Annotated in this window: 18 protein-coding genes; 5 read left to right on the forward strand and 13 right to left on the reverse strand. The window is 67.3% G+C overall.

All coding sequences use genetic code 11. The annotated features are described in order from the left end of the window. The first annotated feature begins 185 nt into the window (after positions 1 to 185). Both purH and purD read left to right on the forward strand, forming a co-directional pair. Positions 186 to 1769 (forward strand): bifunctional phosphoribosylaminoimidazolecarboxamide formyltransferase/IMP cyclohydrolase, encoded by a 1584-nt coding sequence (purH, locus tag ACSDHM_RS17045; protein WP_072167297.1) that lies wholly within the window; start codon positions 186 to 188, stop codon positions 1767 to 1769. 61 nt (positions 1770 to 1830) lie between these two features. Then, positions 1831 to 3114 carry a phosphoribosylamine--glycine ligase gene (gene purD, locus ACSDHM_RS17050; RefSeq protein WP_151354803.1) on the forward strand — a complete coding sequence of 428 codons (1284 nt, stop codon included), beginning with the start codon at positions 1831 to 1833 and terminating at the stop codon, positions 3112 to 3114. Positions 3115 to 3248: 134 nt separating this feature from the next. Here purD and rpoH read toward each other — a convergent pair whose 3' ends face one another. The 6 genes from rpoH to rhlB form a co-directional block, all read right to left on the reverse strand. Continuing rightward, positions 3249 to 4124, reverse strand: coding sequence for an RNA polymerase sigma factor RpoH (gene rpoH, locus ACSDHM_RS17055; RefSeq protein ID WP_005411269.1), 876 nt, complete (start codon positions 4122 to 4124; stop codon positions 3249 to 3251). Positions 4125 to 4402: 278 nt separating this feature from the next. Then, entirely contained in the window at positions 4403 to 5116 is a 714-nt protein-coding gene (gene ung, locus ACSDHM_RS17060; RefSeq protein ID WP_005419723.1) for a uracil-DNA glycosylase, read from the reverse strand. Then, positions 5113 to 5955, reverse strand: coding sequence for a response regulator (locus ACSDHM_RS17065; RefSeq protein ID WP_005411271.1), 843 nt, complete (start codon positions 5953 to 5955; stop codon positions 5113 to 5115). Before ACSDHM_RS17065 ends, ung begins: the two co-directional genes overlap by 4 nt. Before the next feature lie 7 nt (positions 5956 to 5962). After that, the gene (gene ftsX / locus ACSDHM_RS17070) at positions 5963 to 6910 is read right to left on the reverse strand and encodes a permease-like cell division protein FtsX (RefSeq protein WP_005419726.1); all 948 of its coding nucleotides are present in this window, start codon (positions 6908 to 6910) and stop codon (positions 5963 to 5965) included. Positions 6911 to 6913: 3 nt separating this feature from the next. Beyond that, on the reverse strand, positions 6914 to 7600 hold the full coding sequence (gene ftsE, locus ACSDHM_RS17075) for a cell division ATP-binding protein FtsE (RefSeq protein ID WP_005419728.1): 687 nt from the start codon (positions 7598 to 7600) through the stop codon (positions 6914 to 6916). 115 nt (positions 7601 to 7715) lie between these two features. Further along, positions 7716 to 9440: an ATP-dependent RNA helicase RhlB gene (gene rhlB / locus ACSDHM_RS17080; RefSeq protein ID WP_088497439.1), complete on the reverse strand. Its 1725-nt coding sequence runs from the start codon at positions 9438 to 9440 to the stop codon at positions 7716 to 7718. Positions 9441 to 9949: 509 nt separating this feature from the next. Here rhlB and trxA point away from each other — a divergent pair. From trxA to ACSDHM_RS17095, 3 genes are all read left to right on the forward strand, one after another. Continuing rightward, on the forward strand, positions 9950 to 10279 hold the full coding sequence (trxA, locus tag ACSDHM_RS17085; protein ID WP_005411275.1) for a thioredoxin: 330 nt from the start codon (positions 9950 to 9952) through the stop codon (positions 10277 to 10279). A gap of 228 nt (positions 10280 to 10507) precedes the next feature. Then, the gene (rho, locus tag ACSDHM_RS17090; protein WP_065178838.1) at positions 10508 to 12262 is read left to right on the forward strand and encodes a transcription termination factor Rho; all 1755 of its coding nucleotides are present in this window, start codon (positions 10508 to 10510) and stop codon (positions 12260 to 12262) included. A 209-nt stretch (positions 12263 to 12471) separates the two neighbouring features. Then, a complete protein-coding gene (locus ACSDHM_RS17095; RefSeq protein WP_005419756.1) occupies positions 12472 to 14046 on the forward strand; it encodes a sensor domain-containing diguanylate cyclase in 1575 nt (524 codons plus the stop codon). A gap of 39 nt (positions 14047 to 14085) precedes the next feature. Here ACSDHM_RS17095 and ACSDHM_RS17100 read toward each other — a convergent pair whose 3' ends face one another. From ACSDHM_RS17100 to ACSDHM_RS17130, 7 genes are all read right to left on the reverse strand, one after another. Then, positions 14086 to 14988 (reverse strand): TonB-dependent receptor, encoded by a 903-nt coding sequence (locus tag ACSDHM_RS17100; RefSeq protein WP_072169177.1) that lies wholly within the window; start codon positions 14986 to 14988, stop codon positions 14086 to 14088. 80 nt (positions 14989 to 15068) lie between these two features. After that, positions 15069 to 16799, reverse strand: coding sequence for a bifunctional isocitrate dehydrogenase kinase/phosphatase (aceK, locus tag ACSDHM_RS17105; RefSeq protein WP_439426444.1), 1731 nt, complete (start codon positions 16797 to 16799; stop codon positions 15069 to 15071). 146 nt (positions 16800 to 16945) lie between these two features. Continuing rightward, positions 16946 to 17305, reverse strand: coding sequence for a hypothetical protein (locus tag ACSDHM_RS17110; protein ID WP_005419760.1), 360 nt, complete (start codon positions 17303 to 17305; stop codon positions 16946 to 16948). 53 nt (positions 17306 to 17358) lie between these two features. After that, the gene (locus tag ACSDHM_RS17115; protein ID WP_061478181.1) at positions 17359 to 17775 is read right to left on the reverse strand and encodes a roadblock/LC7 domain-containing protein; all 417 of its coding nucleotides are present in this window, start codon (positions 17773 to 17775) and stop codon (positions 17359 to 17361) included. Then, entirely contained in the window at positions 17768 to 18316 is a 549-nt protein-coding gene (locus ACSDHM_RS17120) for a GTP-binding protein (protein ID WP_072169179.1), read from the reverse strand. The genes ACSDHM_RS17115 and ACSDHM_RS17120 overlap by 8 nt, the downstream gene beginning before the upstream one ends. Next, positions 18309 to 19274 (reverse strand): hypothetical protein, encoded by a 966-nt coding sequence (locus tag ACSDHM_RS17125; protein WP_088497440.1) that lies wholly within the window; start codon positions 19272 to 19274, stop codon positions 18309 to 18311. The genes ACSDHM_RS17120 and ACSDHM_RS17125 overlap by 8 nt, the downstream gene beginning before the upstream one ends. Positions 19275 to 19589: 315 nt before the next feature. Then, positions 19590 to 21812: an NADP-dependent isocitrate dehydrogenase gene (locus tag ACSDHM_RS17130; protein ID WP_072169181.1), complete on the reverse strand. Its 2223-nt coding sequence runs from the start codon at positions 21810 to 21812 to the stop codon at positions 19590 to 19592. Positions 21813 to 22044 lie beyond the last annotated feature (232 nt).

Raw genomic sequence — 22044 nt, forward strand, 5'->3', positions numbered from 1 at the left:
GGCAGTTCCCGCACAGCCTACCCGATTGGGGCAGCGCGCCCCATCGAATTGATTGCGGCCCCCCCGGCCAGACGGTGCTGAAGGCGGCCACAGGCCATCGGTGCGGGTTGATTACCACCACCAGCGCCCGCCACCGGCCCCCACCGCCTACAATATCGGCCCCGCTCCGCTGCCGATTCCGTCCCATGACTGCTGATCTGTTGCCCGTCCGCCGGGCCCTCCTCTCCGTTTCCGACAAGACCGGTCTGGTCGAGCTGGCCACTGCGCTGGCGGCACGCGGCGTGGAGCTGCTGTCCACCGGCGGCACCGCCAAGGCGATCCGCGAGGCGGGCCTGGCAGTGAAGGACGTGGCCGAGGTCACCGGTTTCCCGGAAATGATGGACGGCCGGGTCAAGACCCTGCACCCGATGGTGCACGGCGGCCTGCTGGGCCGCTCCGGCCTGGATGACGCGGTGATGGCCGAGCACGGCATCGGCGCCATCGACCTGCTGGTGCTGAACCTGTATCCGTTCGAATCGGTCACCGCCAAGGCCGACTGCACCCTGGCCGACGCGGTCGAGAACATCGACATCGGCGGCCCGGCCATGCTGCGTTCGGCGGCCAAGAACTTCGCCCGCGTGGCAGTGGCCACCGACCCGTCGCAGTACCCCGAGCTGCTGGCCTCGCTGGAGGCCAACAGCGGCCAGCTGACGGCTGCCACCCGCTTCGCGTTCTCGGTGGCCGCGTTCAACCGCGTCGCCCAGTACGATGCGGCGATCAGCAACTACCTGTCGGCGGTCACCGCCACCGACGCCGCCGTGCCGGCCCGTGCCGAATACCCGGCGCAGATGAACTCCACCTTCGTGAAGGTGATGGACCTGCGCTACGGCGAGAACCCGCACCAGAGCGGCGCGTTCTACCGCGACCTGTACCCGGTCCCGGGCACGCTGGCCACCTTCCAGCAGCTGCAGGGCAAGGAGCTGAGCTACAACAACCTGGCCGATGCCGATGCGGCGTGGGAATGCGTGCGCCAGTTCGATGCGCCGGCCTGCGTCATCGTCAAGCACGCCAACCCGTGCGGCGTGGCCGTCGGCGCCGGCAACGGCGATGCCTACGAGCTGGCCTACGCCACCGACCCGACCAGCGCCTTCGGCGGCATCATCGCCTTCAACACGCCGCTGGACGCCGCCACCGCCAAGGTGATCCTGGACCGCCAGTTCGTGGAGGTGCTGATTGCCCCGGACTACGAGCCGGCCGCGCTGGAGTACGCGCAGAAGAAGGCCAACGTACGCGTGCTGCGCATCCCGCATGGCGACGGTCTGAACAACTTCGACAGCAAGCGCGTCGGCTCGGGCCTGCTGCTGCAGTCGTCAGACAACCGCGGCATGACCCGCGACGAGCTGAAGGTGGTCAGCAAGCTGGCGCCGACCGACAAGCAGTTCACCGACCTGCTGTTTGCCTGGAAGGTAGCCAAGTTCGTGAAGTCCAACGCGATCGTCTACGCCAAGGACAACCGCACCATCGGTGTCGGCGCCGGCCAGATGAGCCGCGTGTACTCGGCCCGCATCGCCGGCATCAAGGCCGCCGACGCGAACCTGGTGGTCGAGGGTTCGGTGATGGCCTCCGATGCGTTCTTCCCGTTCCGCGACGGCATCGATGCCGCCGCTGCCGCCGGCATCAAGGCGGTTATCCAGCCGGGCGGTTCGATGCGCGATGCCGAAGTGATCGCCGCCGCCGACGAACATGGCCTGGCCATGGTGTTCACCGGCGTGCGCCACTTCCGCCACTGATCCGCATCACCAAGCCGGGCCCTGCCCGGCTTTTCTTTTCCGTATCCGAGAACCCTGTCCCATGAAGATCCTCGTCATCGGCTCCGGCGGCCGCGAACACGCCCTGGCATGGAAGCTGGCCCAGTCCTCCCGTGTCACCGACGTGATCGTGGCGCCCGGCAACGCCGGTACCGCCAGCGAAGACAAGTGCCGCAACGTGGCGGTGAAGGTGACCGATATCGACGGCCTGCTGGCGCTGGCCCAGGCTGAAGGCGTGGCGTTGACCGTGGTCGGCCCGGAAGTACCGCTGGTGGCCGGTGTGGTCGACCGCTTCCGCGCCGCCGGCCTGCGCATCTTCGGGCCGACCGCCGCCGCCGCGCAGCTGGAAGGCAGCAAGGCCTACGCCAAGGACTTCCTGGCCCGCCACAACATCCCCACCGCGTTCTATGCCGTGCACACCGACGTGGACGCTGCCCTGGCCTACATCCGCGAGAAGGGTGCACCGATCGTGGTCAAGGCCGATGGCCTGGCCGCCGGCAAGGGCGTGATCGTCGCAATGACGTTGGCCGAGGCCGAAGACGCGGTGCGTGACATGCTCTCCGGCAACGCGTTCGGCGATGCCGGCGCCCGCGTGGTGATCGAGGAATTCCTCGATGGCGAGGAAGCCAGCTTCATTTCGATGGTGGACGGCGTGCATGCGCTGCCGATGGCCACCTCGCAGGACCACAAGCGCGTCGGCGACGGCGACACCGGCCCCAACACGGGTGGCATGGGCGCGTACTCGCCAGCGCCGGTAGTGACGCCGGAGGTGCATGCACGCGTGATGCGCGAAGTGGTGAACCCGACCGTGCAGGGCATGATCGCCGACGGCATCCCGTTCACCGGTTTCCTCTACGCCGGCCTGATGATCGATGCCAGCGGCGCGCCGAAGGTAATTGAATTCAACGTGCGCTTCGGCGATCCGGAAACCCAGCCGGTGATGCTGCGCCTGCAGTCCGATCTGGTCGAACTGGTCGAAGCGGCCATCGAGGGCCGCCTGGACCAGGTAGAAGCGCAGTGGGATGCGCGCCCGTCACTGGGCGTGGTGCTGGCCGCGAAGCCCTACCCGGAAGCGCCGATCACCGGTGACGTGATTTCCGGCCTGGGCGACGTGCCGGCCAGCGCCAAGGTGTTCCATGCCGGTACGGCATTGGATGCGCAGGGCCAGGTGGTCAGTGCCGGTGGCCGCGTGCTGTGCGTGGCCGCACTGGGCGACAGCGTGCGCGACGCACAGGCCAATGCCTATGCCGGCGTGGCCAAGGTGACCTGGGCCAACGCGTTCCACCGCACCGACATCGGCTGGCGCGCGATCGCACGCGAGGGCTGAGGCCGCGCCGCGGCCACGCATGGCGTGGCTCTACTGACACTGGGTAGATCCACGCCATGCGTGGATGGGAACGCCACCAAAAAGAAAAGGCCCGGCAATGCCGGGCCTTTTCCTGGCTTCAACGCCATCCCGCCTTACGCGGTGAACAGCGCCTTCATCTTCTTCAGCGCGTTCGCCTCGACCTGGCGGATGCGCTCGGCGGACACGCCGTACTCGTCGGCCAGCTCCTGCAGCGTCACCTTGCTGTCGGCATCCAGCCAGCGACGACGGATGATGTCGCGCGAACGCGCATCCAGTTCGGCCAGGCCTTCGCGCAGCAGCTGCATCTGGTTGTCTTCGCTGTCCTCGCGCTCGTAGGCCATCGACGGGTCTTCGTCATCGGCAACCAGGAACGCAGCCGGCGACGGCGGGGCGTGCTCGTTGTCCTCGTCGGTCGGCGCATCGAAACCGATATCGCGACCGGACAGGCGCGATTCCATTTCCATGACCTCGCGCTCGGACACGTTCAGGTCCTTGGCCACCGCGCTGACTTCCGCCGCGTTCATCCAGCCCAGGCGCGTCTTCGACTTGCGCAGGTTGAAGAACAGCTTGCGCTGCGCCTTGGTGGTGGCGACCTTCACGATGCGCCAGTTCTTCAGGATGAACTCGTGCATTTCGGCACGGATCCAGTGCACGGCGAAGGAGACCAGGCGCACGCCCATGTCCGGGTCGAAGCGCTTGACCGCCTTCATCAGGCCGATGTTGCCTTCCTGGATCAGGTCGCCCAGCGCGAGGCCGTAGCCGTTGTAGCCGCGGGCCACGTGCACCACGAAGCGCAGGTGCGAATGCACCAGCTCGCGGGCGGCGTCCAGATCGTTGCCGTCGCGGAAGCGACGGGCCAGGTCCTGTTCGTCATCGACCGACAGCACCGGGATCTGGTGCACGGCACCGATGTAGGCGTCCAGCGAACCGAGCGCACTGGGAATCGGGAGATTGTTTGCCACAAGGGCAGTAGAGGTGTTCTGGCTCATAGGCACCCATCTTAGCAGTCCGGGATTTGGACTGCTAAAGGAGGAAAAAGTTCCAGCATCCTATTGATGCAACACTGGTCCCAAACAGAGCCCTACCGTAACGCGATTTGATGACAGTGGCGAGCACGCTTTTCGGGATTCACAATCCCTTTGAATTCAGGCAATTACCCGGCAGAAACCTGCCGATTTCAGTCAAGCGGAGCTGAACGGGCCGTTCTGAAGGCCCATTCAGGCCCGGAGACGTTGCCCGGTGTTCAGGCCCGGCAGCCCGCCGGTGCTCAGAGCGCCGAACGCGGCGGCAGCGACCAGTCGATCGGGGCCTGGCCGCGGCGCTGCAGGTACTCGTTGGCCATCGAGAAATGCCGGCAGCCGAGGAAGCCACGATGGGCCGACAGCGGCGACGGGTGCGGCGACTTCAGCACGCGATGGCGACGGGTGTCGATGACCTTGCCCTTCTGCTGCGCATAGGCGCCCCACAGCATGAACACCAGGCCTTCGCGTTCGCGGTTGAGCACGTCCACCACGTGATCGGTGAAGCCCTCCCAGCCACGCCCCTGGTGGGCACCAGCCTTGCCCTCTTCCACCGTCAGCACGGCATTGAGCAGCAGCACCCCACGTTGCGCCCACGGAATCAGGCAGCCGTGGTCCGGGCGCGGGATGCCGAGATCGCTCTCGATCTCCTTGTAGATGTTCAGCAGCGACGGCGGCACCGGCACGCCCGGCGGCACCGAGAAACTCAGGCCATGCGCCTGGCCGCGGCCGTGATACGGGTCCTGCCCGAGGATCACCACCTTCACCTGCTCGAACGGCGTGGCGTCGAACGCGGCGAAGATCTGCGGGCCGGGCGGGAACACCGCCGCGCCACTGGCCTTGCGCTGGCGCAGGAAGCTGGACAGCTCGCGCATCTGCGGCTGCAGCAAGTAATCGCCGACATGCTGCTTCCAGCTCGGTTCCAGCTGGATCGTCGGGGTGTCGGCTACTTCATCCATCATCGGATCAGGGGTCCATCGTTCAATCGGGCCAGGCGCAGCTGGAACAGCACCTTGGTGACCAGCAGCCGCTCTTCGATCGGCTTGAGCACCAGGTCGTTGGCACCGGACTGCAGCAGCCCGGTCTGGTTGTGCGGGTTGCCGTCACCGGTCATCACCAGCACCGGCAGGCGGCGCTTGCCGTAACCGAAGTCCACGCGCACGCGCTGCACCACGTCGCGCCCGCTCAGTTCGCCCTTCAGGGTGACATCGGTCAGCACCAGGTCGATGCGGTGGCGGCTGCGGCCCAGCGACTCGGCAGTGAGCAGGGTGAATGCCTCTTCGGCGCTGACCACGTGCAGTACGTTCAACTGCTGGCGCTCGAGCATGCGCTTGGTGGCCTCGGCCACCACGCGGCTGTCTTCGATATAGAGGATGGTGGCGCCGGGGATGGTCTGCGGCTGCACATAGCCACGGATGAAGGTCGCCAGTGCCTCATGGCCCAGCGCCTTGTCGAAATAGTCGGTGACGTACTCGGTGAAGCGTCGCTGCTCCAGGTGCTGCTGGGCATCGCCGGACACAACGATCACCGGCACATAGGCCTGGCCGGCGGCTTCGCGCACCATCCGCGCCAGCGCCAGGCCGTCGCCATCGCGCAGGGTCAGCGAGGTCGTCACCAGGTCCACCGGGCCCTGCGCCAGCGCCTGCTGCGCATCCTCGATGCTGTCGCAGCCGATCACCTCCACGCCCGGCAGGTCACGCTGCAGGACATCGGCGATCAGTTTGCGGACCAGCTTCGAACCATCGACCACCATCACCCGCGTCGCGGGCCCTTCAAGGTGCTTCAGCGCTTGCGGTTGCATGCCGGTCTCAGGTGTCGGTCGGACGGGTCTGGCGGAGGAAGTGGCCGGTCACCAGCCAGGCGCCCAGCCAGCCCAGCAGCAGCGTGCCGACCAGGACCAGGCCGCCGTGCAGCAGGTCCAGGCCATGCAGCACGAACGGGCTGCCGTAGCTGCGCGAGAGTTCGGCCAGCGGCACGCGCAGGGCGGCACCGGCGGCGCCGATCAGGGCCAGCGCTACCGCGCCGGCGCCCAGCCCGTACCACGCGCCCAGGTACAGGAACGGGCGGCGGATGAAGCCATCGCTCGCGCCGAGCAGCTGCAGCACGCCGATCTCTTCGCGACGGGCCTGGATGTCAAGGCGCACGGTGTTGCCGACCACCAGCGCGGCGCCCACGCCGAGCAGCACCGACAGCACCTGCACCAGACGTGCACCGAACGCCAGCCAGGCGTCCAGGCGCTGGCGCCACAGCGCATCGTGCTGCACCAGATCGGCCTCGGGCAGGCTTTCCAGCGCGCGTGCCAGGCGTGCGTCGTCCTTGCCCTGGCCCGGGGTGATCACCAGCAGCGAGGGCAACGGATTGTCGTTGAGCGCATCGATCGCCTCACCGAGGCCGGCATCACGCAGTTCCTGCAGGCCCTGCTCGGGTGTGCGCACATTCACTTCGGCCACGTCATCGCGGTCGCGCAGCTGGCCGGCCAGGCGAAGCGCACCGGGACCATCGATGTTGCCCTTCAGGAACACGTTGATGTCGCGCGACTGCTGCACGCTGCCGGCGAACTGCTTGAGGTTGTCCAGCGCGATCGACAGCCCCAGCGGCAACGCCAGGGCCAGCGCCATGACCATCACGGTCAGCAGGGTCGCCCACGGCTTGCGGCAGGCGCGGCCCAGGCTGAACACCACGCTGTGCACGTGGTGCTGGAACCAGACGCCCACGCGCGACGGGGCGGCGGCTTCGCTGTTTTCGTTCTTCGCCATCGGTTACTCCGCCAGGTCCTGCGGCGAGATGTCATCCACCAGCCGGCCGTGGTCGAGGATCAATACGCGCTTGCGCATGCGGCGCAGCAGCGGCAGGTCGTGGCTGACCACCAGCACGCTGGTGCCGCGCGAGGGCAGCTCGGCGAACAGGGCCATGATCTCCGCTGCCAGGGTCGGGTCGAGATTGCCGGTCGGCTCATCGGCCACCAGCAGCTTGGGCTCGCCGACGATGGCGCGGGCGATGCCGACGCGCTGCTGCTCGCCGGCCGACAGCTGCGAGGGCAGTGCCTTCTCACGATGGCCCAGGCCCATGCGCTCGAGCACTGAACGCACGCGCTTGTTGATGTCGCCACGGCGGGTACCACGCAGGATCAGCGGCAGCGCCACGTTCTCGGCAATCGAGCGGTCCATCAGCAGGCGGTGGTCCTGGTAGACCGCCCCCACCGCGCGTCGGTGGCGCGGCACGTCGCCGCCGCGCACCTTCAGCAGGTTGCGCTCGTCGAACACCACCGCGCCACGGCTGGGCCGCTCGTCGAGGTGGATCAACTTGAGCAGCGTACTTTTGCCCGCACCGGAATGGCCGGTGACGAACAGCATCTCGCCCGGCGCGACCTCGAAGCTGACATCGGTCAGTGCCTCGTGGCCACCGGCGTACTGTTTGCTGACATTGTCGAAGCGCAGGACACTCATGCCCCGATTATGCAGGACCGGCGCGACGGCGTGGAGATGGTCACGGGATCGGTAGTGCCGGCCGCTGGCCGGCACGCCCATGAAGCCACCCGACCAACGGTCGGGTGCTACAGGATCAGTTGCCCGACAGCATCCGGCGGATCTTGCGGCCGATGCGGGTCAGGAACGAATCGCCGGTATCGGCGGCGGTACGCACCGGCTTGGCCACCACCTGCACCGGGGTCACCGGGCTCGCGCCGTTGCCGGCGTTGGCCTGCACGCCCTCGGCACCCTCGACCGGACGGCCATGGCGACGACGACGGCGCTTGCGCGGCTTGTGTTCACCATCCACGGCAGCGTCCGGTGCGCCTTCGGCGCGCGGCGGGCGCGGCGGACGCGGGGCCTGGGCAGCGGCGCCTTCAGCACCGGCGACCGGGGCCGCAGCCCCCTGCTCGCCTTCCACGCGCGGCTTGCGCGGGCCGCGCGAACGGCGTTCGCCGCTGCGCTCGCCGTCACGGCCACCACGACCACCACCACTGCCGGAACGACCGCCACTGCGGCCACCACCCCGACGCTCTTCCTCGGCGGCGCGGGCTTCGCGCGCTTCACGGAAGATCTGGCCGACGCTTTCGTTGTCCTCGCCTTCCTCGCCTGCAGCCGGGGCCGGGCGTTCCGGGCGCGGCAGCGGGGTCAGCAGTTCCTTGGTGACCGGCTCGGAGGGAATCTTCTGCTCGATGTAGGCCTCGATGTCCGGCAGGCCCATCGCGTAGCGTTCGCAGGCGAAGCTGATCGCATCACCTTCTTCACCCAGGCGCGCGGTACGGCCGATGCGGTGCACGTAGTCTTCGGCATCGAACGGCAGGTCGTAGTTGTAGACGTACTTGATGCCGTCGATGTGCAGGCCGCGCGCGGCGACGTCGGTGGCCACCAGGATTTCCAGCTGGCCCTTCTGGAAGCGGTTGAGCAGGCTCTCGCGCTTCTTCTGCGGCACGTCGCCGGACAGCACGCCGACACGGTAGCCGGCCTTTTCCAGCGAGCGGGCAACGCGCTCGACGAACACCTTGGTGTTGACGAACACCATGGTCCGCGCGCCTTCGCTGCGCGACAGCAGGCCCAGCAGCAGCGGGATCTTCTCGTCGTCGGCCGGGAAGTAGATGCGCTGGCGCACGCGGGCAGCGGTGATGGTCTCGGCTTCGACCACCAGCTTCTGCGGCTCGTTCATGTGCTCGTAGGCCAGCTCCAGCACGCGATGGCTGAGGGTGGCGCTGAACAGCAGGGTCTGGCGGATGGTGCGTTCCGGCATGCGGCGCAGCAGGAAGCGGATGTCCTTGATGAAGCCCAGGTCGAACATGCGGTCGGCTTCGTCCAGCACGCAGATCTCGCAGGCATGCAGCGAAACCACCTTGTGCTGCTTGACGTAGTCGATCAGGCGGCCCGGGGTGGCGATGATCACGTCCACGCCCTGCTGCAGCAGCTCGCGCTGCTTGTCGTAATCCACGCCACCGTAGACCAGCGCGAAACGCAGGCCCAGGTCGGAACCGAACTTCACCGCATCCTTGTGGATCTGGATGGCCAGTTCGCGGGTCGGGGCGAGGATCAGGGCGCGGGGGTCTTCCGGCTTGCGGTCGGCCAGCGCCGGACGGGTCAGCAGGCGGTTCACGACAGCGACCAGGAAGGCCAGGGTCTTGCCGGTACCGGTCTGGGCCTGGCCGGCAACATCACCACCGGGCAGCGCGACCGGCAGGGTCAGCGCCTGGATCGGGGTGCAGCGGGTGAATCCGGCTCCTTCAAGGCCGGCCTGCAGGGCCGGGTGCAGCTCGAAGGAGGAGAAGGTCAAATCGGTCAGCGGTTTGTCGCTCATGAGTCCGTCTTGGTATGGCCGCCGGCCCTTGGGGCGGCTGGCACTTCAGCGTCTAGGGGAACCGTCGCAAACTGCGGCCCCTGCGGCGGGTTGGCAGCCCGGGACCCCTCGGTCCGTGCGCCGCACAATGTCCCAGTTTAACGCACTCGGGCAGGCAAACCGGAATGCGACGTCTCATGGCATCCAGAGACGTCACCTTCACCCAGCCACACCGGACTTGAACGGCCTGCACGGGGGCGCTGGTGTCGCCCACTGCCAGCCCCATCTTCAGGAAGACAGTGAAATCCGACACATACCGGCCATCGAAGCGATCACGATACGCTGGGTTCCAGACGGCGCCTGTCCCTGCCCCGCGATAGGGGTACACTGCCGGCCGTGAGCGTCCAGGCATCCCGCCGAACGCACCGCGGCAGTGCGCCGCGAGGCAACGACGAGGGTCGCGCCACCGGGCAAGGCCCAGTTCACCCACCTCCGGCATGGCCGGGTGCAATCCAAGACGAGAAACCAAGATGAGCGACAAGGTTGTACATGTCGGCGACGCCGACTTTGATAGCGCAGTGCTGAATTCCAAGGAACCGGTGCTGGTCGATTTCTGGGCCGAGTGGTGTGGCCCCTGCAAGATGATCGCCCCGGCGCTGGACGAGCTGGCCGATGCCTACCAGGGCCGCGCCAAGATCGCCAAGGTCAACGTTGACCACAACCGTGCGCTGGCCGCGAAGTACCACGTGCGTTCGATTCCGTACCTGGTCGTGTTCAAGGATGGCGAGAAGGTCGGCGAGCAGATCGGTGCGGTGGGCAAGGCCCAGCTGGCCGGCCTGCTGGACAAGGCCTTGGCCTGATCCTGCCGGTCTCCGGCAGCCGCCGAGCGCGGCTGCCGGCGGGCGCACCACGCCCATGATGAATGCTGTTCCCGGCGACCCTTGCATGGCGCCGCAGGCCGATGATAGTGTCGGCATATCCGGCCGCGTTCGCGTGCCGCACCCTCTGGACGCAGTTTCTTCCAGACCCATTCCCAACGTTCGCCGCCCCAGCCGGGCGCTCGCACCGTCAAGCGAGGAATAACGCTCTTGTCCGATAACACTTCCGAAACCGGCAGCGCTGATGCGCCCGCCGAAAAGCGCGTGCGCAAGCCCCGCGTGAGCAAGGCCGCCGCCCCGGCAGCCGCAGAAACCAGCGCCGCTCCGGCGCAGCCGACCCTGCCGCTGGCCGCCGCGCCCGAAGCACCGGCGCCGGCCGCAGCACCTGCGCCGAGCGCGCCCGCCGCCGAGGCCCCTGCCAGCAGTGGCGGTGGCGAGGGTGGCGAGGGCCGCGAATCCGGCCAGCCGCGGCAGCAGAATCACCAGGGGGGTGGCCAGAACCAGGGCCAGAACCCGTACAACCAGAACGGCCAGCAGGGCCAGGGGCAAGGTCAGGGCAACCGCCGCGACCGCTTCCGCAACCGCCGCGACCGTGACCGTGACCGCAACAACCGCTTCCGCGACGATGGCATGTCCAATGACGGCGGCGAACAGCAGCCGTTCGTGCCGCGCCCGCACGCCAACGTGCCCGAGGGCTTCCCGGTGTACTCGCTGAGCGACCTCAAGCGCATGCCGGCACAGAAGCTGCTGGAAATCGCCGAGCAGCTGCAGATCTCCGAAGGCGTGGCCCGTGCCCGCAAGCAGGACGTGATCTTCGCCCTGCTGAAGGTGCTGACCCGCCACGGTGACGGCGTCGCCGCCGATGGTGTGCTGGAAATCCTGCCGGATGGCTTCGGTTTCCTGCGCGCGGCCGAAGCCAGCTACCTGGCCGGCCCTGACGACACCTACATCTCGCCCAGCCAGATCCGCCGCTTCAACCTGCGCACCGGCGACCACATCTCCGGCCGCATCCGCTTCCCGAAGGACGGCGAGCGCTACTTCGCGCTGAACATCGTCGACACCATCAACGGCGAGCCGATCGAAGCGTCGAAGAACAAGGTGCTGTTCGAGAACCTGACCGCACTGTTCCCGCGCCGCCGCTTCACCCTTGAGCGTGGCAACGGTTCGTCGGAAGACATCACCGGCCGCATCCTCGACCTGATGGCGCCGCAGGGCAAGGGCCAGCGCTCGCTCATCGTGTCGCAGCCCAAGGCCGGCAAGACGATGATGATGCAGCAGGTCGCCACCGCCATCACCACCAACCATCCGGACGTGCACCTGATCGTGCTGCTGATCGACGAGCGCCCGGAAGAAGTGACCGAAATGCAGCGCACCGTGCGCGGCGAGGTCATCAGCTCGACCTTCGACGAGCCGGCCGCGCGCCACGTGCAGGTGGCCGAAATGGTCATCGAGCGCGCCAAGCGCCTGGTCGAGCACAAGAAGGATGTGGTGATCCTGCTCGACTCGATCACCCGCCTGGCCCGCGCCTACAACAACGTGGTGCCGAGCTCGGGCAAGGTGCTGACCGGTGGTGTGGACGCCAACGCCCTGCACCGCCCGAAGCGCTTCTTCGGTGCCGCGCGCAACGTGGAAGAAGGCGGCAGCCTGACCATCATCGCCACCGCGCTGGTCGACACCGGCTCGAAGATGGACGAGGTGATCTACGAAGAGTTCAAGGGCACCGGCAACAGCGAAGTGCACCTGAGCCGTCGTATCGCTGAAAAGCGCGTGTTCCCGGCCATCGACATCAACCGTTCCGGTACCCGCCGCGAAGACCTGCTGATCGAACCGGAACTGCTGCAGAAGATCTGGATCCTGCGCAAGCTGCTGCATCCGATGGATGAAATGGCCGCGATGGAATTCCTGCTCGACAAGATGAAGAACACCAAGTCCAACGACGAGTTCTTCGGTTCGATGAAGCGCTGATCCGCGCCATTGCATCGAAAAGAACCTGCCGCCCGCTGCGGCAGGTTTTTTTTTGCCTGCAGGGCGACCTGCTTCACTTTGCCGCCGCTGACTTTTGGCGATAATTCGCCCCATACCCTGCCCGGCCCCAAGGGCGTGGCCACCGATTCCCGCTGTCGCCCCTTCCGGAGAACCGGTCGGGTCCAGCCTCCTGCCGGATCCGTCGACGCATGCGAACGCTGTCCCCCCGCCTCAACCTGGGCAAGCTGATCCTCGCCCTGGCCCTGCTCAGCGCCATCATTGCCCTGGCCAATACCCTGCTGGCCAGTTACCGCGTGCAGCGCGACCAGCTGGTCGGCAACACGCTGGAGGCCAACCGCGTCTATGCCACCAAGCTGGCCGAGACCACCCAGAACTTCCTGCTGGCCGCGCAGCAGGAGCTGGCCTACGCCGCCACCCGGCTCGGCCAGAATGATCTCGATCCGGCACAGGCCCAGGATGAAGCCAGCCGGCTGCAGCTGCAGACCAACAGCTTCAACTCCTCGCTGGTGGTCGACGCCGACGGCCTGGTGATCGCCACCTCGCCGCAGACCCTGCAGCTGCAGGGCGAGATCCTGCACAGCGCCGGCAACAACGCCGCACTGGCCGCGCGCCAGCCGATGATCAGCGATCCCTACCAGTCGACCACCGGCAAGCTGCTGGTCTCGCTGTCGCACCCGATCTTCGATCGCCAGGGCCGCTATCGCGGCTACGTCAGCGGCACCCTCTACCTGCGCCAGCGCAGTGCGCTGCACACGCTGCTGGGCAAGCACTACTACCGCGACGGCTCGTACCTGTACGTGGTGGACCGCAATGGCCGCCTGCTGTACCACGCCGATGGCAAGCGGGTCGGCGACTACGTGGTCGGCAACCCGGCGGTGAAGGCAGTCGTGCGCGGTGAACGCGGTGCGCAGCAGGTCCGCAACAACCTGGGCGTATCGATGCTGGCTGGCTATGCACCGGTGCCGGCCACCGGCTGGGGCATCATCGCCCAGCGGCCGACCGAGGCCACGCTGCAGCCATTGTCACGGTTGATGACCGCGGTGATCTGGAATGCGATCCCGCTCGGCCTGCTGTCACTGCTGGTCACCTGGTGGTTCGCCCGTCGCATCTCGATGCCGCTGTGGCAGCTGGCGCGAAACGTGCAGGGTGGCGAGGACACCGGCAACGCGATCAGCCACGTCAGCGGCATCCGCGCCTGGTACTTCGAGGTGGCCCAGCTCAAGCAGGCGGTGCTGCACAGCTTCAACGCGCTGCAGGACCGCATCGGCACGCTCAGCCGCGCCAACCGTACCGATCCGCTGACCGGCCTGCTCAATCGCCGCGGCCTGCAGCAGGCGCTGGATGCGCTGCAGGTGCAGGGCATTCCGTTCGCGATCCTGGCGCTGGACATCGATCGCTTCAAATCGATCAACGACAGCCACGGCCATGACGTCGGTGACGCCGCCATCGTCCATATCGCCGACCAGATGCGCCGCTACTCGCGCGACAGCGACATCCTCTGCCGCGCCGGCGGCGAGGAATTCCTGCTGCTGTTGCCGGGCATCAGCACCGACTCGGCGCGCCAAGCTGGCGAGCGCCTGCGCCAGCACATCGCCGATCACCCGTTCGAGCCGGTCGGCACCATCACCGTGTCACTGGGCGTGGCCCACTTCCCCAGCTTCCATGTCGATGCCGAGCAGGCGCTGCGGCTGGCCGACAAGGCCCTGTACATGGCCAAGGAACAGGGCCGCAACCGGGTGGTGGTCTACCCGTACGCGGACTGAAAAGCGGCCGGCCTGGCCGACCGCTTCACCGCGCCGGGCTCAGCGCTGCGCCAACGGTGTCAGCAGGCGCAGGCCGCGCTGGGTGCCATCGACCATGTACACGCCCCCGGCCGGCAGCAGATCACTGCCCGCCTGTTCGACGGCATCCGGCCTGCGCCACGGTGCGGCCTGGCGCGGGCCGGGGATGTAGGCACGCCAGCGGCCATAGCGCTCCGGCTGGGCATTGCCGTTGCTGCCGGTGTCGCTGTTCAGGGCGAAGTTCACCGGCACGCGCACGGTCCAGAAGTCGCGCGTGCTGTTCTCGCCGGTGGTCGGCGGGATGAAGGTCCACTTGCGCGCGCCGCTGATGCTGGCCTTGGCGAGCAGGTCACGCATCTTGGCCAGGGTCCGCTCCGGCGCGACCACGGTCATGTTCACCTGTTCGGCAATGACGTCGGCCACGGTCCCATCGCGGGCTACCTTGACCAGCAGCAGCACATCACCCTGCCCACCACTGCGGAAGACATCCTCGGGGTAGCGCGGTGGCGGCATGCTCTTCCGGGTCACCGAATCGGTAGCCTTCGGGTCATACTCACTGAAGTCGACACTGGTCATGCTGACCTGGTAGCTGCCGTCCTCCTGCTGCTTGCCACGCAGGCGCACCCGCAGTGGTGCGTGGACCGCCACCGGCTTGCCATCGCGCAGCGTCGGCTCGAACTGCCAGCCACGGATGGTGCCCTCCACGAATGAGGCGATACCCGGTGCGAGCATCGCCTGCTGGTCCAGGACCAGCGCGCTGACCGAACCATCGGCCGCCACGTCGATACTGCCCGACAGCGCCATGCTCATCTCGGCGGTGGCACGCACGGCGCGCGCGTTCTGGGCGACGGCCTCGGCTGGCAGCAGGGGGGCACCGGCGGAGAACGCCAGGGCCAGGGCAAGGAACAGGGGGGAACGCATCATTGCCGGATCCGTGGTGATGAAGTGAGCACCGAGCGTACCGCAGTCCTGACCGGACCGGCACGTGCTTCACGCCACGCCGTTCAGGCCAGGCGATGGGCCGCCGCGTAGGGCGGCGTATCCGGATAGTTCCCCTCGGCGAAGCGCGCCTGCAGGTCCTGCCACCACGCCGGATCGAACAGGTGCCGGTAGTGCTCCCTCACCGCCGCCAGTTCGCTGGCGGGCAGGCCCATGAACGGGCCGAAGCGCTCGGGAAACACGTCGCGTGGACCGACATGGAACCAGGGTTCATCGGCCATGGCTTCCTCCGGCGTACGCGGCTGCGGCCAGGCGCGGAACACGCAGTCGCTGACCAGGCACAGCTCGTCGTAGTCGTAGAACACGGCCCGGCCATGCCGCGATACGCCGAAGTTCTTCGGCAGCATGTCGCCGGGGAAGATGTTGTTGCGCGCCATGTCGGTGATCGCCTGCGCGTAGTCGAGTACCGCTGCGCGCACCGCCTCGCCCCCCTGCTCGCGCAGGTACAGGTTCAATGGACGGAAGCGACGCTGTACGTAGCAAAGTGCGACTTCCACATGGTCGCCATCGACCCGCACGGTCTGCGCGCATTGCTGCAGCAGCTCCTCCAGCAAGGCCGGTGCGAAGCGGTCGCGCGGGAAGCGCAGGTGGCGATACGGCTGCGCATCTAGCAGGCGGCCGACGCGGTCGAGGTTGAACACCAGCGCGTACTTCTCTTCCACCTGCTGCCGCGACATCGCCTTGGGCCACGCGAAGCGGTCGCGGATCAGCTTGAACACCAGCGGATAGCTGGGCAGGGTGAACACTGCCATGACCATGCCAGGTGTGCCTTCGGCGGGCACCAGCCGCTCCTGCGGATGCTCGTTGAAGTGGCGGAAGAAGGTCCGGTAGCGCTCGGTCTTGCCCTGCTTGGCACGGCCCAGAACGGTGTAGATCTCATCGATGGGCTTGCTTGGCAGCAGGCTGCGCAGGAACACCACCGCATCGCCCACCGTGGCGAGGTCGGCCTGGAAATAACTGCGCGACACGCCGAACAGGTGGGCGACGTCGCGGCGCCGGGTGAGCACCGCGTCGGCACGCAAGCCACGCTCATCGTTGACCAGCGCGATCACGCAGGGTGAGAAGCGGTGCTCGCCGAACACGCGGCCCACCAGGTAGGCACGGCGCTCGCGATAGAACACGGTGTCCAGCAGCTCGATGCTGCGCACCTGCGTATCGCCCCAGTGGGCCAGATCATCCTGCAGGCGCACGGCGATGGCCGCCGCGCAGCGCAACTGGTGCGCATACGGAATGTCGAAGCGGTAATCGGCCAACACGCGCTGCAGGGCCTCCACCGGCCGCGTCGGTGAAACCGCGTAGGTATGCCGCGCGACCGGATGGGTGATCGCATCGGACGGCTCGACGTCAAAGGCGATGAACTCCAGCGCCGGATCCACGCCACGGGTGGAGAACAAGCGCCGCGACAGGGTGTTGTAGAACGTCTTGTACAGTTCGGCGTCGATCAGCCCCCGCAGCAATTCGCTGTAGCGTGCATGCACCTGCAGCCACAGTGCGCGCTCCCCGATCGCTTCGCCGGCAAGGCGCCGCAGTGCATCCATCTGTTCGGCAATGCACAGGTCGTACAACGCGATGCGCTCGACTGCATCCCGGCGTGCGCCCGCCCAGTCGCGCTGCTCGAAACGCTGCCGCGCGCGGGCGGTGATCGCCGCAAAGCGGGCGTGGTACTGCTCGAAGCCAGCGTGGATGGCACCAGCGATGCGCGACGCCAGCTCGGCATCGATATCAGGCTCGGACATGCAGGACTCAGCCGGGAGGACCGGCTTCACCATACGCTGGCGTGTGCAATGGCGTCGAGTGCGAAGGTAGTGCCGGCCGCTGGCCGGCAGCACCTGGACCGTCGATGGATCGATGCAGACGCCGGCCAGCGGCCGGCACTACCGGCTCAGATCGCCAGTTCGGCCTCTACGTCCTGCACCTTGCGTCGGGCCAGTGCAAGGTTGGACTTGGTCCGGTCCAGCACGATGTAGAAGAACAGGCCCTTCTTCTTCGCGACCGGTCGCATGATGTGGTACGCCTTGCCCAGCGAGATCAGGATATCCTCGATGCTGTCATTGAGGTTCAACGAGGCAGCGGTCTTCATCTTGGCCCGGATCACTTCGGTGTTGCCGGCGGCGGCCACTTCCATGTCCATGCCGGCACCGGCTTCGCCCAGCAGCATGCCGCTTTCGTAGTCGACCAGCGCCACTGCCTGCGCGCCGTCGATGCCCATCAGTGCGTTCAACGATTCATTCAATCCAGCCACGTCGCACCCCTTGTCGATGTTGGTTCGAGCCCCTCGTTCCCCTGCGGCCGGGCTCACGATCCGCCGAGTTCGGCCAGGATCGCCTGGCCACATTCCCTGCTCTGCCACAGCACCTGCCCGATCACGCTGCGCTGGTCGCAGGCCGCCATCAGCAGCAGCGGCGCACGCCCTTCGGCCTGGATCGCCAGCATCAGCACCTTCCCGCCCATCGCTTCCAGCATCAGCGTCTGCAGATCGCCCAGCACCAGTTCGCGCCCCACCGCTGCGGCCAACGCCAGCATCGCGCTGGTCATCGCCGCCAGCCGTTCGCCGCGCCCGTCGGCACCGGCGCTGACCAGGGCAAAGCCATCGACGCTGGCCAGCACCACCGTGCGCACGCCTTCCACCCGCTGCTGCAGGTCCTGCAGCAGCGGCTGCAGGCGCTCACGCTGGCCCGCGTCGGGCAGTACCGCCATCTGCCCGTCACCCATGCGCAGCCACCAGTGCGTGCGCTTCCATTTCGCTCATCAGTACATCCATCAGCAGCAGTCCCTGTTCGCGGTCACGGGCATCGACGGCCAGCAACGGCAGTGGCTGGTCGTCAAGGCAGGCGTGCGTGGCCCAGTCATCCAGCGCCGCCTGTGGTGCCTGGTCCAGGTGGCTGACGGCCACGACCAGTGCCAGGGATGATGCGAACGGCTGCAGCACCTGCAGGTAGTCCTGCAGCTCGCTGGCAATGCCGGCGCGCCGTGCGTCCAGCAGCAGCACCGCGCCCCGTGCACCCTGCAGCAGGATCGGCCACAGGAAATCGAAACGCTGCTGGCCGGGCGTTCCGTACAGACGCAGGCGTTCTCCGTTGGGCAGGTCGATGTCTGCATAGTCCAGCGCGACGGTGGTGGAGGCCTTGTCGGCACCGAGGCGATCACTGTTGGCCACATCGGTGTCGACTACCGCGCCGGCCGCGATGCTGCGCACCAGCGTCGACTTGCCGCTGCCCATGCCGCCCAGCACCACCACCTTGTGCTCACGCATTGCGCTCACTCCCGCGCAAGTGCCGCCACAGGCGGGCAAGCAGTCCGTTGTCGGTGCGGGTGCCACCGGTCGCCATCATCGGCGTCGCCGGGGCGGCCTGCAGCTGCGCGTAGCCACACAGGTAGGCCGCGTGGATGAAATCGCGAACGGCCGCCGCCGGCAGCTCAAGCAGCATCGCGCATTCTTCAACCGTGCACGCGCGCTTGAGCAGCAACGAGCAAAGGCGGAATCCATCGTGGTCGTGTCCCAGTACGCGGAAATCCGGCCAGCGCAGCAGCTTCACCGAAGCGCCGCGCAGGCGTTCGTCCAGTGCCTGCCAGTGGCGGCTGCGTTGCGCCCATTGCCACAACAGCGGCCGCAGCGGCTGGCGTGTTCGCTCACCAGCCAGCGCCTGCAGGCGCATTGGCGTCAGTGCATCCAGCTGCAGGCGTTCGAAAGCATCGGCCAGGCGCTCCACCAGCGCGCTCGCGGGTTCCTGCAACAGCACGGCCTGGTCGTGCTCCAGATCCATCAGCAGCAAAGGCTCGCCCGCATCACTCAACAGTGCCTGGCCATGGCGCAGCGGCAACCGCTCGCGCAGCAGGCGGGTAATGGCGTGTGCGCCATCGGCCAGACGTATCAGCGCGGGTGCGGGCATGGCCAGGGGCTCCGGTGCCAACTGCATGCGACGCAGCGCGCGGCCGATGGCACCGTCGTCGAGAACATCCTGGTGTCCGTCGCCGTCGCGCAGTTGGCCGCCGTTGTCCTCGATCCAGCATTGCAGGCGCGGTCGCTGCTGGCGCATGCGCTGGGCCGCGTTGCGCAGTGCCGGGGTATCGCGGATGACCAGCAGGTCGCAATCGTCCAGGTCCCGGCTGCGGCGGACCTGGCCGTCCGGCAGTGCCGACGCCAGGCGCAGCCGTTGCAGCAGGGCCTGCTCGCCCTGGATATCGGTTCCCACTACCAGCACGCGTGCCATCCGTGTCCCCGGGCGACCACCTCCCCGGTGGTCTCGCGTCGCCAAGGCTAGGATATAGCCGACGAAGACCGTCGTGATCGACTACTCAGATTGAAGGCGGTTGCACGCCCCCTTCTGTCGGTTCTGCGACAGCCATCGCGGGCAAGTTTCATGCCCCGTTGACGGCAGTCCGACAGCTGACGGATGTCACGGTTTCATCGCCTGGGGTCAGATCCCTTTTGCGCGCAAAAGGGATCTGACCCCCCACGGCCCCGGAAAAAGAAAACCCGCGCCGAAGCGCGGGTTTCCATGTTGCAGCAGGCGAACGGCGCAGGATCAGCCGCGCAGCTGCTCCAGCGCGGCGTTGAAGGTCGCGCTCGGGCGCATTGCCTTGCTGGCCTTGGCCAGGTCCGGGCGGTAGTAGCCACCGATGTCCACGGCCTTGCCCTGCACCGCGATCAGCTCGTCGACGATCTTCTGCTCGTTGTCGGTCAGCGCCTTGGCCAGCGGGGCGAAGCGTGCCTTCAGTGCAGCATCCTCGTCCTGCGCGGCCAGGGCCTGCGCCCAGTACAACGCGATGTAGAAGTGGCTGCCACGGTTGTCGATGCCGCCGAGCTTGCGCGACGGCGACTTGTCGTTGTCCAGGAACTGGCCGTTGGCTTCGTCCAGCGCCTTGGCCAGCACGCGGGCGGCGGCGTTGTCATAGCGGTTGCCCAGGTGTTCCAGCGACGCGGCCAGGGCCAGGAACTCACCCAGCGAATCCCAGCGCAGGTAGTCCTCTTCGACGAACTGCTGCACGTGCTTCGGGGCCGAACCACCGGCGCCGGTCTCGAACAGGCCACCACCGGCCATCAGCGGCACGATCGACAGCATCTTGGCGCTGGTGCCCAGCTCCATGATCGGGAACAGGTCGGTCAGGTAGTCGCGCAGCACGTTGCCGGTCACCGAGATGGTGTCCTCGCCCTTGCGGATGCGGTCCAGCGAGAACGCGGTCGCTTCCACCGGCGGCAGGATGCGGATGTCCAGGCCGTTGGTGTCGTGGTCCTTCAGATACTGCTCGACCTTGGCGATGACCTGCGCGTCGTGGGCGCGGGCGGCATCCAGCCAGAACACGGCCGGGGTGCTGCTCAGGCGGGCACGCTCGACGGCCAGCTTGACCCAGTCCTGGATCGGCGCGTCCTTGGTCTGGCACATGCGCCAGATGTCACCGGCTTCCACGGCGTGCTCGAACACCACGGTGCCGGCATCGTCGGTGACCTTGACCACGCCATCGGCAGCGATCTGGAAGGTCTTGTCGTGCGAGCCGTACTCCTCGGCCTTCTGTGCCATCAGGCCGACGTTGGGCACCGAACCCATGGTGGCCGGGTCGAAGGCGCCGTGCGCCTTGCAGTCGTCGATGACGGCCTGGTACACGCCGGCGTAGCAGCGGTCCGGAATGACGGCCTTGGTGTCCTGCAGCTTGCCTTCGGCGTTCCACATCTTGCCGGAGTCGCGGATCATCGCCGGCATCGAGGCGTCGACGATGACGTCGCTCGGCACGTGCAGGTTGGTGATGCCCTTGTCCGAGTTGACCATGGCCACGCCCGGGCGCTGTGCGTACTCGGCAGCCAGGTCGGCTTCGATCGCAGCACGGGTGGCTTCCGGCAGCGACGGCAGGCGCGCAGCCAGGTCACCGATGCCGTTGTTGGCGTCGAAACCGGCCTGCTTGAGTACGTCGGCGTGCTTGGCCAGCACGTCCTTGTAGAACTCATTGACCGCCACGCCGAACATGATCGGGTCGGAGACCTTCATCATGGTCGCCTTCAGGTGCAGCGAGAACAGCACGCCCTGGGCCTTGGCATCGGCGATCTGCTCACCGAGGAACGCGGCCAGTGCCTTGCGGCTCATCACGGCGGCGTCGACGATCTCGCCGGCCTTGACCGCGGTCTTTTCCTTCAGCACGACGGCGCTGCCGTCCTTGCCGTGGAAGGTGATCTTCAGCGAACCGGCGTTGGCCAGGGTGGCCGACTTTTCGCTGCCGTAGAAATCGCCGGCGGCCATGTGCGCGACGTGCGACTTCGAATCGGCCGACCAGGCGCCCATGCGGTGCGGGTGCTTGCGCGCGTAGTTCTTCACCGACAGCGGTGCACGGCGGTCGGAGTTGCCTTCGCGCAGCACCGGGTTCACCGCGCTGCCCTTGACCTTGTCGTAGCGCGCCTTGTAGTCGCGCTGCTGGTCGTCGGCCGGGGTTTCCGGGTAATCCGGCAGCGGGTAGCCCTGGTCCTGCAGTTCCTTGATGGCCGCCTTCAGCTGCGGCACCGAGGCGGAAATGTTCGGCAGCTTGATGATGTTGGCGTCCGGGGTGGTCGCCAGCTGGCCCAGCTCGGCCAGGTCGTCGCTGACCTTCTGCGCGTCGGACAGCAGTTCCGGGAACTGCGACAGGATGCGGCCGGACAGCGAGATGTCACGGGTTTCCACCACGATGCCGGCCGTGGCGGTGTAGGCGTCAACGATCGGCAGCAGCGACTGGGTGGCCAGGAACGGTGCTTCGTCGGTCAGCGTGTAGAGGATCTTGGACATGGGGGACTTGGACTCTGTAGCAATGCTCAGGGGAAGGCCGGCGCCAGCGCCGGGCCACGTGCAACCGTGTCGCGCGCGAGGCGGGGCCCCACGCTTTCCCCCGTCGCCGTCAGGGTGGGCGCGCGGCGGGGAAACCCCTGCATTGTCGCGTTTTCAGTCGCGCGGGGCAAAGCCACGCCATACGCGGCGGTACTGGATGCCGGCAACGCTGTGATCCATCGACGCCTGGATG

The sequence above is a fragment of the Stenotrophomonas sp. T8 genome (assembly GCF_051853085.1).
GTDB classification, from domain to species: domain Bacteria; phylum Pseudomonadota; class Gammaproteobacteria; order Xanthomonadales; family Xanthomonadaceae; genus Stenotrophomonas; species Stenotrophomonas sepilia.

Excerpts from the sequence above, each read along its gene's own strand:
- purH (WP_072167297.1), top strand. The coding sequence starts at position 186 with ATGACTGCTGATCTGTTGCCCGTCCGCCGGGCCCTCCTCTCCGTTTCC.
- purD (WP_151354803.1), top strand. The coding sequence starts at position 1,831 with ATGAAGATCCTCGTCATCGGCTCCGGCGGCCGCGAACACGCCCTGGCA.
- rpoH (WP_005411269.1), bottom strand. The coding sequence starts at position 4,124 with ATGAGCCAGAACACCTCTACTGCCCTTGTGGCAAACAATCTCCCGATT.
- ung (WP_005419723.1), bottom strand. The coding sequence starts at position 5,116 with ATGATGGATGAAGTAGCCGACACCCCGACGATCCAGCTGGAACCGAGC.
- ACSDHM_RS17065 (WP_005411271.1), bottom strand. The coding sequence starts at position 5,955 with ATGCAACCGCAAGCGCTGAAGCACCTTGAAGGGCCCGCGACGCGGGTG.
- ftsX (WP_005419726.1), bottom strand. The coding sequence starts at position 6,910 with ATGGCGAAGAACGAAAACAGCGAAGCCGCCGCCCCGTCGCGCGTGGGC.
- ftsE (WP_005419728.1), bottom strand. The coding sequence starts at position 7,600 with ATGAGTGTCCTGCGCTTCGACAATGTCAGCAAACAGTACGCCGGTGGC.
- rhlB (WP_088497439.1), bottom strand. The coding sequence starts at position 9,440 with ATGAGCGACAAACCGCTGACCGATTTGACCTTCTCCTCCTTCGAGCTG.
- trxA (WP_005411275.1), top strand. The coding sequence starts at position 9,950 with ATGAGCGACAAGGTTGTACATGTCGGCGACGCCGACTTTGATAGCGCA.
- ACSDHM_RS17095 (WP_005419756.1), top strand. The coding sequence starts at position 12,472 with ATGCGAACGCTGTCCCCCCGCCTCAACCTGGGCAAGCTGATCCTCGCC.
- ACSDHM_RS17100 (WP_072169177.1), bottom strand. The coding sequence starts at position 14,988 with ATGATGCGTTCCCCCCTGTTCCTTGCCCTGGCCCTGGCGTTCTCCGCC.
- aceK (WP_439426444.1), bottom strand. The coding sequence starts at position 16,799 with ATGTCCGAGCCTGATATCGATGCCGAGCTGGCGTCGCGCATCGCTGGT.
- ACSDHM_RS17115 (WP_061478181.1), bottom strand. The coding sequence starts at position 17,775 with ATGGGTGACGGGCAGATGGCGGTACTGCCCGACGCGGGCCAGCGTGAG.
- ACSDHM_RS17120 (WP_072169179.1), bottom strand. The coding sequence starts at position 18,316 with ATGCGTGAGCACAAGGTGGTGGTGCTGGGCGGCATGGGCAGCGGCAAG.
- ACSDHM_RS17125 (WP_088497440.1), bottom strand. The coding sequence starts at position 19,274 with ATGGCACGCGTGCTGGTAGTGGGAACCGATATCCAGGGCGAGCAGGCC.
- ACSDHM_RS17130 (WP_072169181.1), bottom strand. The coding sequence starts at position 21,812 with ATGTCCAAGATCCTCTACACGCTGACCGACGAAGCACCGTTCCTGGCC.